The organism is Veillonella parvula, from assembly GCF_040094895.1.
Taxonomy (GTDB): domain Bacteria; phylum Bacillota; class Negativicutes; order Veillonellales; family Veillonellaceae; genus Veillonella; species Veillonella parvula_L.
This window is the reverse complement of the sequence record NZ_JBBNGV010000001.1, coordinates 48,452-62,084: the sequence shown is the minus strand read 5'-3', so window position 1 is coordinate 62,084 and position 13,633 is coordinate 48,452. Positions and strand designations below refer to the sequence as shown.

The 13,633-nt window shown below is 39.8% G+C and carries 12 protein-coding genes; 1 reads left to right on the top strand and 11 read right to left on the bottom strand.

From position 1 onward, the window contains the following. Positions 1-62: 62 nt before the first annotated feature. The 8 genes from AAAT26_RS00255 to moaC all read right to left on the bottom strand — a co-directional run bounded on the left by AAAT26_RS00255 (position 63) and on the right by moaC (position 8,936). Positions 63-2,306 carry an autotransporter family protein gene (locus AAAT26_RS00255; protein WP_004696638.1) on the bottom strand — a complete coding sequence of 748 codons (2,244 nt, stop codon included), beginning with the start codon at positions 2,304-2,306 and terminating at the stop codon, positions 63-65. Positions 2,307-2,452: 146 nt separating this feature from the next. Then, positions 2,453-3,172: a DUF4198 domain-containing protein gene (locus tag AAAT26_RS00250; RefSeq protein ID WP_004696641.1), complete on the bottom strand. Its 720-nt coding sequence runs from the start codon at positions 3,170-3,172 to the stop codon at positions 2,453-2,455. Between the two features lie 267 nt (positions 3,173-3,439). Continuing rightward, positions 3,440-5,251 (bottom strand): translational GTPase TypA, encoded by a 1,812-nt coding sequence (typA, locus tag AAAT26_RS00245; RefSeq protein ID WP_004696644.1) that lies wholly within the window; start codon positions 5,249-5,251, stop codon positions 3,440-3,442. Positions 5,252-5,447: 196 nt separating this feature from the next. After that, positions 5,448-6,395 carry an epoxyqueuosine reductase gene (locus AAAT26_RS00240; protein WP_278457688.1) on the bottom strand — a complete coding sequence of 316 codons (948 nt, stop codon included), beginning with the start codon at positions 6,393-6,395 and terminating at the stop codon, positions 5,448-5,450. A 139-nt stretch (positions 6,396-6,534) separates the two neighbouring features. Then, positions 6,535-7,464: a UDP-N-acetylmuramate dehydrogenase gene (gene murB / locus AAAT26_RS00235; RefSeq protein WP_008601556.1), complete on the bottom strand. Its 930-nt coding sequence runs from the start codon at positions 7,462-7,464 to the stop codon at positions 6,535-6,537. Next, entirely contained in the window at positions 7,439-7,804 is a 366-nt protein-coding gene (locus AAAT26_RS00230; RefSeq protein WP_004696650.1) for a YlbF/YmcA family competence regulator, read from the bottom strand. Before AAAT26_RS00230 ends, murB begins: the two co-directional genes overlap by 26 nt. A gap of 105 nt (positions 7,805-7,909) precedes the next feature. Further along, complete coding sequence (trmL, locus tag AAAT26_RS00225; protein ID WP_008601558.1) at positions 7,910-8,395, bottom strand: tRNA (uridine(34)/cytosine(34)/5-carboxymethylaminomethyluridine(34)-2'-O)-methyltransferase TrmL; 486 nt, start codon at positions 8,393-8,395, stop codon at positions 7,910-7,912. 28 nt (positions 8,396-8,423) lie between these two features. Beyond that, positions 8,424-8,936 (bottom strand): cyclic pyranopterin monophosphate synthase MoaC, encoded by a 513-nt coding sequence (gene moaC, locus AAAT26_RS00220; protein WP_316074042.1) that lies wholly within the window; start codon positions 8,934-8,936, stop codon positions 8,424-8,426. Positions 8,937-9,044: 108 nt separating this feature from the next. Between moaC and AAAT26_RS00215 the strand changes: the two genes are divergently transcribed. Continuing rightward, positions 9,045-9,722 (top strand): metal-dependent hydrolase, encoded by a 678-nt coding sequence (locus AAAT26_RS00215; RefSeq protein ID WP_021148419.1) that lies wholly within the window; start codon positions 9,045-9,047, stop codon positions 9,720-9,722. A 105-nt stretch (positions 9,723-9,827) separates the two neighbouring features. Here the strand turns inward: AAAT26_RS00215 and AAAT26_RS00210 are convergent, their stop codons facing one another. The 3 genes from AAAT26_RS00210 to AAAT26_RS00200 all read right to left on the bottom strand — a co-directional run bounded on the left by AAAT26_RS00210 (position 9,828) and on the right by AAAT26_RS00200 (position 13,528). Further along, on the bottom strand, positions 9,828-11,471 hold the full coding sequence (locus tag AAAT26_RS00210; RefSeq protein WP_128113922.1) for a vWA domain-containing protein: 1,644 nt from the start codon (positions 11,469-11,471) through the stop codon (positions 9,828-9,830). A gap of 137 nt (positions 11,472-11,608) precedes the next feature. Further along, complete coding sequence (locus AAAT26_RS00205; protein WP_316074041.1) at positions 11,609-12,709, bottom strand: AAA family ATPase; 1,101 nt, start codon at positions 12,707-12,709, stop codon at positions 11,609-11,611. Between the two features lie 12 nt (positions 12,710-12,721). Further along, positions 12,722-13,528: a hypothetical protein gene (locus AAAT26_RS00200; protein ID WP_349208730.1), complete on the bottom strand. Its 807-nt coding sequence runs from the start codon at positions 13,526-13,528 to the stop codon at positions 12,722-12,724. Positions 13,529-13,633 lie beyond the last annotated feature (105 nt).

Genomic DNA, 13,633 nt, shown 5'->3' with positions numbered 1-13,633 from the left:
ACTCCTTATATACTAATGGTCCTTACAGCATACGCTATAAGGACCATTAATGCAATATTCAATTAAAAATTATGCCGTATCCCAGCATCAATGCGCCATGTATTTTCTACGATAGCACCAAAGTTTTTAGTGAATGTACCATATAGATATGTACTAGGACGGACACTCCAAGACCCACCAATTTCAGCATCGAGCCATGTATCCTTCAAATCTACTGTTGTTTGTACTGTTGGATTGCCTGGTGCGGAATATGTTGTATTTACCTTACCAGAGAATTCATGCGCTAATGCTAATTTAGCGAAGATATTGGATTTTTCTGTTTCTTTCCCAATGCCAATACCAAGTCTGCCTACAGCAGAGTTCACAGCATCAGCTTTCACATGCATAGAACCACCACCGACAACAGAAGCATCATAGGATACACCATTCAAACGGCCTACAATAAATTCTACACTAGGATCGATGTAGAAGCCATTTTCCTTCTTAATACGTTTACCATATTCAGCGCTTAAGGATGTGCCATATGTATGGTAATCACCGTTCACACGTTGTCCACCTACGGAGTAGAGCTTATAATCATTGGATAATCTATTACCACGTGCAATGATATCTAAATAACGACCATCATCATGTTTTTTTGTACCATACAAGGCGATGCCGCCAAGTTTGCCATCACCACTACCGTTGGCATATGAATTACTAGATGTACTGTAATCAATAGCGCCGCCAAAAATCCAACCATTAGAAGCCTTATGATCGTAGCCGACTTGTACCCCATTATACGTCATATGTGCATCAGCACCGTCTGTGATTTTAGATTTACCGCCTATATATTTTGCCCATACACCTTGGTTTGTATTAGCTAAACGAAGATCTCCTAAACGGCGTTGTAAATCATTGGTATTACTCTTCCATGCCATAGCAGTCGATGTAAGAGCAGATTTTGAACCACTCACTAAGGATGATTCATTAGCACGATTAATCTTTGTTGTATCATTTACAACAAGACGCCCCTGCGAGTCAAAATGATCTGCACCTAGTTCTGCAACAGCACCTGGACGAGTAATCCCTTCATTGATTTGAACTGTTGTGCTCAGTTTTTTATCATTGCCAGTATATTGTAATTTATCAGCTAAGGCTTGTATTTCCTTTCGGTAGCTATCATCATTAGTCAAATTAGCTCCATCGCCTTGCAAGGTAATATGGCTATTATCTGCAGCATGTTCAACAACAATATTCCCCTTTCCTTTTTCACTAGCTGGAACACCGGCCTTATAAACAGCATTCACATAGCCGCTATAATTTTGAATTGTAATAGGCCGTGCATCGATAGGATGAAGGATACCGGCTGCCGCTGGATTTGATCCACCTACGAGATTACGAACCTTACTGCCCTTGTATAGATATGCTGCATTATCCCCAGATGGACGTTCTCTTTTAGGGGTAGGCCGCTCCATACCAATCCATTCATTATTCCAAGTCCCTCCATTTTGTAAGTAAATATCAGCACCAGAATTATGAGGGTTCTTATTGCTTTCAGCATATTCATTTAATACAGCACCCGTAAGTTTAGAATTAGGTGTTGTAAAAGCTAATGCTATATTCGTTGGCATTTCGTTATGATTTGGATCACGTCCATAATCCTTATTAATTAACCCTACATTCCCAACAGCGACCAATTCTTTAGACCCTGGATGTTTACCATCAGAGCCAGTATTAACGTATACATCACCCTCTTCTGCCACCACAGAGTAAGTATCAGAAGTTTCTAAAGGATGCGTGATGATACGTCCACCACCATCAACAATAATATGACCACGTTGATTAGCTTGTAAACCGACACCGATAGCATCGATATCTACATTGCCTTTGACGTGAATATTAGTATCTCCATAATCTCTATCAGGATTGTCCTTGCTGAGTCTTGGCACTTTACCACCGTAACCAGCATACACAGCGCTCATATAGTAATGACCGAGTTCCCTTTTTGAGGCTGGTGCATCATTTTTAAGGCGTACAATCAAATCTTTATCCACCGTCAATTGTGATCCAAATCCATTATAAATACCTGATACATTTTTAGTTTTACCTGTATCTGTTAAGCTTTTACCATGCACATTAACCGTCAAGGTATCTTCTATATGCTTAACTTCTGGTTGTGTTTGTACCGGTGACCCCATTGTTAAGCCAAGCAATTCCTCCGCTTTATCGCTTGTGGCATTAATTTCTGTAGCAAATGCAGAGCAGGTCATTCCAGTTAATACCAATGCAGCCATCACAGCTGATACATTTCGTTGTAATTTCATAAAAATCTCTCTTTCTTACCTCGCTTAATACGAGGCTCTCACAGAACGCATTTATACGTACACCCTAAAAATATAAAAAGACCCCCTAAGTCCAACTTAGGAGGTCTTGTTTATTTCACACACTTAGTAAATAGTTATATCCTATATTATTCAGGATTGATGATGAAGGACAATGCACTGAAGTATTTATTTTGCTCACCTTTAGTTTGAGTTGGGAAGCCCACTTCAACGCCTACTACGTTAAGGCCATTAGCACTTACAGTAACAGTTGCTTTACCATTAGCATCTGCTTGGCTTTCATTAGTAAGATCATTAATTACGTCTTTAATAAGAGGTGCATTTGCATATGGTTTACCGTCTTTCAAGACTTGGATTTCATATGTATCACCTTTTCTAAGAGTTAATGGGTTAACAGATGGAATGATTTGAATGAAAGCATCTTTATTATTGAAAGGTTTTGCTTCTGCATTCCAGTAGTGAACGTCATATTTAATGGCATGTGTACTTTTTTGAGCACCTGGTACTTCAGAGATTGGTTTATGAACAGTTTTACCATCTTTGTCTTTTGTCCAATAACCATAGTCAAAGTCAGTTACTGTAATACCCAATTTATCATTTGGTACAACTACTACATTTTTTTCATGTTTAATAACTTGTACAGGAATTACCATGCCATTGTTATCTAAGCCAATGATGCTTTTTACCATTTCTGGGCTATACGCATCATCAACAGGGCCTTCGCCAAGTACTAGCGCCTTTTCATCTAAGCGGTTAGCAAAGAATACGCCATGCGCATCAACGGAAGAGCACACACAACCTGCAGCTAAACCTACTGCAAATAAAGAAGCTAAGATTTTCTTATTCATAAGAACCTCCATAATCAATAACTTTTTCAATAAACTTGTTATTATTATACAGCGTTACAAATATTTCGTATATACCAATACCCCTATCAGCAAGTTATTATGCGTATTTAGTATATTAACTTATTTTTATACCCAATAATCATAAATGATAAAATTATCATCTATTTTCATGGAGATATAATCCACAGGAATATGTTAGATAACAACTTATAGATTAGATAAAAAAGGCGCCCCCTAAGGAGCGCCTTTATATATCTGCATGATATATTATTTTTTATTCTTTGCTGCTTTCGCACGTGCGTTGCGATCAAGGATTGTTTTACGCATACGAATGCTTTCAGGTGTTACTTCAACAAGTTCGTCATCGTTGATCCACTCAAGAGCTTGTTCCAAGGAGAAGATACGAGGTGGAGTCAAGCGTACCGCTTCATCAGAGGAGCTAGAACGCATGTTGGTAACATGTTTTTTCTTACATGGGTTAACATCCATATCAAGTTCACGTGTATTTTCACCGATAACTTGGCCTGCATACACGTCTTGGTTAGGGCCAACGAACAATGTACCACGATCTTGAACGGAGTTCAAACCATATGGAGTAGTTTCGCCATTTTCGAATGCTACCAAAGCACCACGTGTACGGGAAGGAATTTCACCTTTATATGGTGCATAACCATGGAATACATGGTTCATGATGCCATTACCTTTTGTAGCTGTTAAGAATTGTGCACGGAAACCGATCAAGCCACGAGCCGGAACTACGAATTCCATACGAAGATAACCGGCCAATTCAACCATATTAGTCAACTCAGCTTTACGTTGACCGAGATTTTCCATTACGGTACCCATAAATTCCTGAGGTACGTCGATGGTCAATGCTTCGAGCGGTTCACACAATTGGTCGTTAATAGTTTTGAAAATTACACGAGGTTTACCTACTTGTAATTCGTAGCCTTCACGACGCATAGTTTCAATCAATACTGCCAAATGCAATTCACCACGACCAGATACTTTGAACGCATCTGCAGAATCAGTTTCTTCTACTTTCATAGAAACGTTAGTTTCTACTTCACGGAACAAACGATCACGCAAGTGACGGGATGTAACAAATTCACCTTCGCGGCCTGCGAATGGAGAGTTATTTACGGAAAACACCATAGACAATGTTGGTTCGTCGATGGAGATGGATGGTAATGCTTCAGGATTTTCAGCATCCGCTACTGTTTCGCCGATGTTAATATCGTCGATACCTGCAAAAGCAATGATATCACCCATTTCAGCTTCGTCAGTTTCAACGCGGTTCAAGCCATTGTATGTGTACACACGACCAATTTTCGCTTTACGAGTACTTTCACCATTCATGATAGCCACTTGTTGGTTGGTTTTCATTTTACCGCGAACGATACGACCTACGGCGATTTTACCGATGAAGTTATCGTAATCAAGTGTAGTTACCATAAATTGAAGAGGACCTTCCATATCACCTTGTGGTGCAGGAATTTCATCAATCAATGTTTTGAATAACGGCTCCATGTTTACAGCTTCATCATCCCAATTAGTTTTGGACACACCAGAACGAGCAGATGCGTATACTACAGGGAAATCGAGTTGATCATCATCAGCTTCAAGCTCCATAAACAATTCAAGAACTTCGTCCTCAACCTCTTTAACACGTTGATCAGGACGGTCGATTTTATTAATTACTACGATTGGTTTCAATTTTTGTTCTAAGGCTTTACGCAAAACGTATTTAGTTTGAGGCATTGGACCTTCATAAGCATCTACGAGAAGCAATACGCCGTCAACCATGTTAAGTACGCGTTCTACTTCGCCGCCGAAATCAGCATGGCCTGGAGTATCAACGATATTGATTTTAATACCATCATGCATTACAGCAGTGTTTTTAGACAAAATAGTAATACCGCGTTCACGTTCCAAGTCGTTGGAGTCCATTACGCGTTCTGCTACTTTTTCATTTTCACGGAACACATGGCTTTGTTTTAATAACGCGTCCACCAAAGTAGTTTTACCATGGTCAACGTGGGCGATAATCGCTACATTACGAAGATTTTCGCGAATCATAAGATCCTCCCTTTAATTCTTTCAGTATATTCTATATCACATAGCCTCGATAAAACAGGCTATGCAAGTATATTCCCCAAAATTGGCAACAGTTAATTATAACGCAGTCTATAGAAAAAAGTCAAAACAGTACACCTATTCTAATCATGGCAATTTCAACATTCGATTATACTTTTGACTCATCTTAGGACACAACCTATTTATGCTCTATCGCCCGCTTAGCAGATTTACGCAACAACGGAATTTGTTTATCTGTTAAATGGAAACAGAATTTAGGAATCAACTTTTCTATAATCTCCTTATCAGAGGCTTTCAAAATATATTCTGGCTGTAGTATAAGTTCTAATGCATCAAGCCCAGGATAATCTTTACCTATACTCCAATCATAATTTTTATTAAACGGACAGCAGTCTTGGCAATTATCACAACCTAATATCCACTCTTCCAACATATCCTCTGTCACACCTTCTGGCAATTTACCATCACCAAAGGTATTGATATAAGATACACAGGTTAATGGATTCATTGTAAAAGGTGCAGATAGAGACTTCGTTTTACACTTTTGCTGACATAAATCGCAAGTCTCTGGACATGGTGGTATCTCTAGATGACGAATATACTCACAAGGCTGATCAATTAAATAGGCTACCAATTCATAATTAGAGCCTTTAGGTCCATAAAAGAAATTGTTTTTTCTATAAATTCCAAGTCCTGCCGCTACAGAAGCAGGGCGCAAAGGAACAACACCAGTAGGCTTTGCTGTTTCACCACCAATAAATTGGATGTTCTTATCATTGAACCATGTTTCAAAAGATCGCCTTTGTTTGACTTCGACCCCATCAGGGATATTAGCTAACGATAGTAGTAAGCCTTTTGCATATCGCTTTTGAAGCGAAGCAGGAAACTTATACGCTCCAAAATATTCAGTACAAACCACTATAGATTGTGCCCAAGGATAGTTTTCTTTCAATGTTAAAAAGGCATTACTATGTGCATATACCTTTTTACTTTCAGGTACATCTTCTAAACGCTTTATCATTCGTTCTTTATAAAAATCAAGTGCATCAAGAGGTACTATACCACAATCGTCATACCCACATGCTAGTGCTTTATCATGAATCTCTTGGGCCAACAAAGTATTCATATCATCGCCTCCCAAATATAGACTAACTATATAAATATCATACGCTTATAATGGACATAAAAAAAGATTTCTTATGAATCCATCATCCCTAAAAAGAGTAACGTTACATAAGAAATCTTATATTAGTATTTAGTTGATATTAGTCTTCACCAATCATACGTACTTCGGGCTCAAGGTGTACGCCATGTCTATCATACACACGACGCTGTACTTCTGCAATCAAATCAAGTACGTCCTTTGCACTAGCACTACCTGTATTGATGACAAAGCCTGCATGTTTGTGGGACACTTGCGCATCACCTACAGACAACCCCTTTAGGCCTGTTTGTTCAATCAATGTACCTGCAAAGTACCCTGGTGGGCGTTTAAAGGTTGAACCTGCACTAGCATACTCTAAAGGCTGTTTAGATTCGCGCTTTTCGGTCAACTCATCCATGCGAGCCTTAATGGTATCCTTATCACCTGGTTTGAGTGTCATAATGACTTCCCCAATAACTTCATGATTATCGTGGAATACACTATGACGATAAGCAAAGTCCAAGTGAGATGCATCATATTCTTTGATATTACCTTGGAAATCTACGGCTCTCACTGCAGTAACTACGTGGCTCATTTCACCGTCATAAGCACCTGCATTCATAAATACGGCACCACCAAGTGTGCCTGGAATACCAATGGCAAATTCAAGTCCAGATAAACTATTCTCCCAAGCAAATTCAGAAGCATCTTTTAACATATACCCAGAACCAATGCACAATGTGTTTTCATTACAGTCCATGATTTGAGTCATATGTCGAACTGATACAACAGCACCACGAATTCCTCCGTCTTTCACCAAAATATTAGAGCCACAACCAATAATAGTTACAGGCACATCTAATTCGTGAATGGTACGAAGCGTAAAACTAAGTTCTGCCATCGTAGTAGGTTCAATAAATAAGTCTGCAGGTCCTCCAATTTTGAATGTCGTATGATGACAAAGGAGCTCCTGCTCGCGTACACGTGTACTTGGTAATTTTTCTAATAAAGCTGTTTGTAATACCTTAATGTTGTGGTTGTTGTTCGCCATGATCTAACACTTTCATCCCCTCAGTGATTGGTTCGCTAATGATTTTGTAAATATCATTAGAAATCTGGCTCCAACGCATTTGCGCTTGCAAATAAGCAGCCGCTGCAGCATTTTCTTGAATTTGAGGCATCAATTCTTCTTGTTTCTTCTGCAACTCATCTGCTTCTGGAGCACCGGACAACTTAGCATATTCCCATTGCATTTGTTGTGCCATAAATGTGCGAACCAAACCCGTTGCTACTGCATCTGCTTTCACTGCTTCCTGAGCAGCCATTAATTCTTTGTACTCTTCGGATTCACGCATTGCGTGAGCTAAATCATGAGCTTTATCGTAGTTCATAATATCCTCCTCCAAACAACACCGTTAAAATCGCTACCGGTCATATAGATTTGGTAGGTCTCCTAACACATAAGTATAATATATTCCTCAATTGTAAAAGTCTATTTATTCTGATTGAATCCAATTGCCTTCAGCCTTAAGGTCTGGATAATCAAGTTGACGCATACCTTCATAAGCTATGATTGCCACCGCATTAGATAGGTTCAGAGAGCGTGCTTCATCTACCATGGGTATACGAATGCATGTATCCTCTTTACCATCTAATAAACTTTCAGGCAATCCTCTTGTTTCAGGGCCAAAAACGAGCATATCACCAATTTCATATTTCACCTCGGAATGAGTATGCTTTGCTTTGGTAGTGGCATAGAAATATCTACGATTAGGATATTTCTCATATAATTCTTGAATATTTTCATGTACCTGTACATCTACCAAGTGCCAGTAATCAAGGCCAGCACGTTTTACATGCTTGTCATCAATAGAAAAGCCAAGGGGTTTGATCAGATGTAAGGTCATATGATTGGCGGCGCATAAACGCGCTATATTTCCTGTATTACCTGGAATTTCAGGCTCATAAAGTACTATTTCCATTTTCAATCCCCTATTCTTTATATCTATATTATTCTACAAAGGAACGGACAAAATGTCCACTTTTCCCGCCTTCTTTTTCTACAAGATATGTAGGGCCTATAATCATCCCTTTATCAATAGCTTTACACATATCGTAGACTGTTAAAAGTCCTACTTGAACCGCTGTAAGTGCTTCCATTTCAACACCTGTCTTTCCTGTCGTTTTTACGGTAGCCCGAACCTTAACAGCACGATTATGTGTAGCATCCGTACAGGCAGGACTTTCACCATCAACAAGAGTACAATGCACCTCTACCTTAGTCAATGCTAACGGATGACAAAGGGGAATTAGATTACTCGTCTGTTTCGCCCCTATAATAGCTGCCAATTGAGCCACACTAAGAACATCCCCCTTTTTTATTGTTCCCGCCTCGATACGCTCATAAATGGCATCATTAATAGCAATAAAGCCTTCTGCCACGGCAGTACGAGTTGTAATATCCTTATCTGATACATCTACCATCCAAGCATTTCCATCTTGATCAAAATGTGTTAAATCCATAATATATCCTTACTAATTATGTATAAATTATCACCAATAGTTTTATTTTCATTTATTATATTATACAATAGAATTAAGAATTGTATGTACAAGGAAGGAAGTGTTCCTATGAAAACAAAACTAACTTATTTTGGTCACGCTTGCTTTATGCTCACACGTGGCGATGTATCCATGATTTTCGACCCATTCTTGACCGGTAATACATGGGATATCGCTAAAAGAGAAGACATCAAATGCCAATATATCTTTGTCAGTCATGGTCATGATGATCATTATGGCGACACAGATTTTATTGCCAAAGCAAATGATGCACTCGTTATTTCTACTGCTGAGGTAGCGGGTAAAGCGGCAGCTGCCGGTTGTCGTACACACGCCATGCATTTAGGTGGCAAGTTCGACTTTGAATTCGGTTCTGTTCGAATGGTTCCTGCCTTCCACGGCTCTGGCATCCCTGGCGGTCACGCTGCAGGTTGTATCGTAGATTTCTACGGAGATATCCTATACTTCGCTGGTGATACAGCACTCTTTAGCGATATGAAATTATTAAATCGTTTTGGTGAAATTGATTACGCCCTTCTTCCTATCGGTGATAATTACACAATGGGGGTTGAAGATGCAGCTCTTGCTGCTTCTTATGTAAAAGCGCGTATTTCCATTCCAATTCACTACAAAACATGGCCCGTTATCGACCGCGAACCAGGTGTATTTACAAGTCTTGTAGAAGGTAAGTATAACCAAACAGCACTCATTATCGATCCAGGTTCTTCTATTGAGCTTAACAGCTAATACAAAATCTACAGACCTAAAAATGACGCAATCCAAAGGATTGCGTCATTTTTGTATATAGTCTTGGTTCAAGATCAAACCCATAAAAAATTGCATTCTAATAGACTAAATCTCTTGATTTGCCATAGAAAAGCCCCCACGGTTAGCCATGCGTACAAACTCATCAATATCTTGAGTTTCATCAACACCAACATAGCCGAGTTCACGAACCAGGCCGTATGGGGTATGCAAAGATAATTGAGGGTTCTCACCGGTCAACACCCACAGCACCTTATAGCCCCTTGGCGCCTCTCGAAGTCGCTCTTCCCCTTTGCCATCCGTAAAATATACAAGTAAATCTACACGGTTTTGATTAGCCAGAGAGAATACAGGGGTAAAGGCCGTTGCACCACGCACATCGAGGCGAGGTTTTACATCTTTTACAGATTCCATCGTATAGGTGCGGCGCACCTCATTATCACATTCTACAACGGTAATGCGATGGTTATAAGCATGCACGATTTGTAACACTTGCTCTAAGGCATTCGTAAACTCTACATCAGTTATACTACCACTCATGTCGAGAGCTACCCATACATTTGCCTTATGTTGGCGCAATGTACCAGACAATTCCAAACGCTCAGGCTGACGACGATTACGACGCATCGTCGTTTTTTTGTATCCACTCGCTACCTTGCCCATCAGCTTTTTGAGATAAAAATACCACGGCAAAGCGCGTCGCGTTTTTTGGAATGTATCGATAAGACTTTTCACATAGCCTTCCATATCCCCCTTTGATGCTTCATTGATATAGCGCTCCGTGATTTGGTCCATCGTATCTATATCAATAGAATCAGATTCATCCCAAATATCATGGCTAGTTTGAGGGTCAAACTCCATAGCAACCGCTGTATCTGCATTATCGATGGGCACAAAGAGATCTGGTTTTTCTTTCATGACCTTATCAATAGCCTTCGCATAGTATTCAATGGTACGAAAACGCTTTAATAACAAACCAAAGCGCGCATTTACATTGGCTACCGTTACTGCATCACGGTCTACATGTTCAAGGTAATCATTTACGACCATGTCCATAGCCATATGGACTGCTGTTTTGTGAAAGCCTTGGCTCAGTGCTTTTACCCGCATCAAATGAGCAGAAATGATATGAAGAACTTCACGCTTAATACCATCCTTCATCACATCAGGTGATTGGCGTAACAAGATAAAGGGATTTACATATAATACATATCCGCCCTGTTTAAGATTAATACCAAAAGCACTGGCCATATCAAAGCGAATGCGATGAGTCATTTGTAAGTAAAAGTAACCAAAGAATTGGTCCTCTTCAAGGAGCAAACTGTTTACATCATGCAATATGTTCCACAACCGTTGCTCATAGGCAGGTGTCATTATCGCTTGCTGCATAACGGAAAGGTCTGTCCCCTCCACTTGTACGTCTTCAAGAGCACGACCGATAGTACCTATATGGCTATCCGACATATTATGGTTCATAAGATCAGCCGCTATACGTTCAGGCGCCATGCTATGATGTTGTTCTTCATAGCTATCTACATAGGCCTCATAGGATGCGTATATTTGCGTATACAAAGCCTCTGCTTCGCGATGTATGCGCTCTCGTTTCGCATGCCATCGATCAAGAGCCTCGATAGCTTCCGCATCATAAGAACCCGTCTTTTCCCAACCATCGATATGAGTCAGCAAATCCGAAGCATCACGTATATCATCCTTATCTAAGTTTCGTTGCATATTTACACCCCCTTTTCTTTAGAAAACAAATTTAATATATGTCACATGCTATATATCAATTAACCTCATAACTAATAATTTACTACAGTTGATTATCTATATAGATAGCTTCGATTTGGTTAACTACGCACATAAAATTATTTTTGCGCGTCAAAGAAAGTATCTACAAAAAGGTCATTTTCAATAGCATAAGCGTAAACGCGCTCATACGTGTTACGAAGATCTTTCATAACCGCTACGCGCAAATCGCCTGGATACAAGGTTAAAAACTCCACAAAATGATGTACTTCCTGCGCATTGCTATTGCGATTTAAACGATGCAACATATTTTTTGCTGCTACATAAAGGCGAGTTGGGCTTTCACCTTTAACCTGCTCAGCCATAGACATAATAGCACCTGGTTTTTGAACCGCTGCCAATACATCATCAAAGGTAATAAGAGGTTCTTGATCGGACTCGATAAAGTTTACAAAAGCCTCCGCAATGAGTTTACCTACGTTACCACGAATAACATTCATAAATACGTCGCGACTATAACTTGTGCCCTCTTGATTCTTATAAATTCTATATAGACCGGACACGCGTTCAAAGGAACGAGGTGTGGCATCGATATCGTCTTCGTGACGTTGATTTAAATATTCTGGATAGGAAGAAATAAATTCAATAACCTTTTCTTCAATACCAGCACCAATAGCCCAGTCAATCCATTGCATATAATCAGCATTCATATAAAGCCATACAAAACGGTTTTGCTGTGCCGGGTCCATATCGATGGTTTGGTAATCAAAGGAATCCTCAGGGTTCATAGCGGCGACGATGCGCACTTGATCACTTAAAGAAAAGCCATTAATTTCACGGTTTAGAATAAGGTTCATCAATTCTTGTTGAACTGCATGTTCTGCACGGTTAATTTCATCGATAAACAGCAATACTTGGCGCCCTTTATCTACGGCTTGTGCTACATGTTCCAATGTATGATGCACAGCGTATACTGTAGTTTTCACATCCCGTGTATTGCCATGACCATCCGTATGAGTCACCGTTTCTACTGTAGGCAAGCCACCAATTTCACCTTCTTTTAAAAGGTTCCCGTCAATAGTTACTAATTCCCAATTATGTACCTCTGCAACGCGCGCTGCAAGAGAGGTTTTACCAATGCCCGTCTCACCAACGAGCAAGGGCACCTGATTAGCAGCAAGCACTAACTCAACGCTTGCCATTGTATCTATAAAGTTCATTGTATCTCCGTTCTAATATCTCAAATATTCGCCTACTGCAATTCTTTTAACAGTTCTAGTACCATACCTATCAATAAGTGACAATATATCAATAGGCCATTTGGATTGACGTCCACCGATAGCTTTATTGTTGATTAACTCGCGTACATAGTCTTCATCAACGGTATCGCTAGAAATGGCATCTAGAATTATATCTTTGATTTCGTCTACCGTAACGCCCAATGTATTAGGTATATAACCGACGATAGCCGCACTTACCTTAAATAAATGCAAAGCCAAGTCCTTAGTGAGATTTGTAATCTGACGCATTGCCTGTGGATCTTGCTTTACTGCTGCTTCTAGTACAGCTACGCTAGGCTCATCAATGTAGCGCAAGGCTAAGTAACTTTCTTGCACGGCTTGTAACTGCACAGCTTCGCTTGGAGCATTGATATATTGCAAGGCATCATAATTCGCCTTCACCGCTTCTAATTGCAATTCTTCAGATGGGTTCTCAATATAGCGAATAGCCCAACCTGATTGAGCTAACGCACTTTGAATCAATGCGTCAAACGGATTGTCGATATATTCTAAAACCGCCCAGTCCTTTTCTACCAAAGCACTCAACAACTCTTCACTAGGATGCTCTACGAACTGTATGGCCCGTGGTGCTTGTGAAAGCGCCGTTTCAATCACCTTTTGAGTTGGTTCTTTGATATATTGTAGCAACATACCGTTTTGAGCTACACAGGTTAGCTGCATTGCTTCCGTGGGATTTGGAATATTACGGATTCCATGTGGGTTATTGGTCAATGCCGTTATGTATTGTTCCTCTGTCATAATAACCTTCATTTCTATATAAAAAGACCATACGAATACGTATGGCCTATACTGAATTCTATTCTTATTATATCATAATTTTTCGATATGGTTATATTTCTTTCG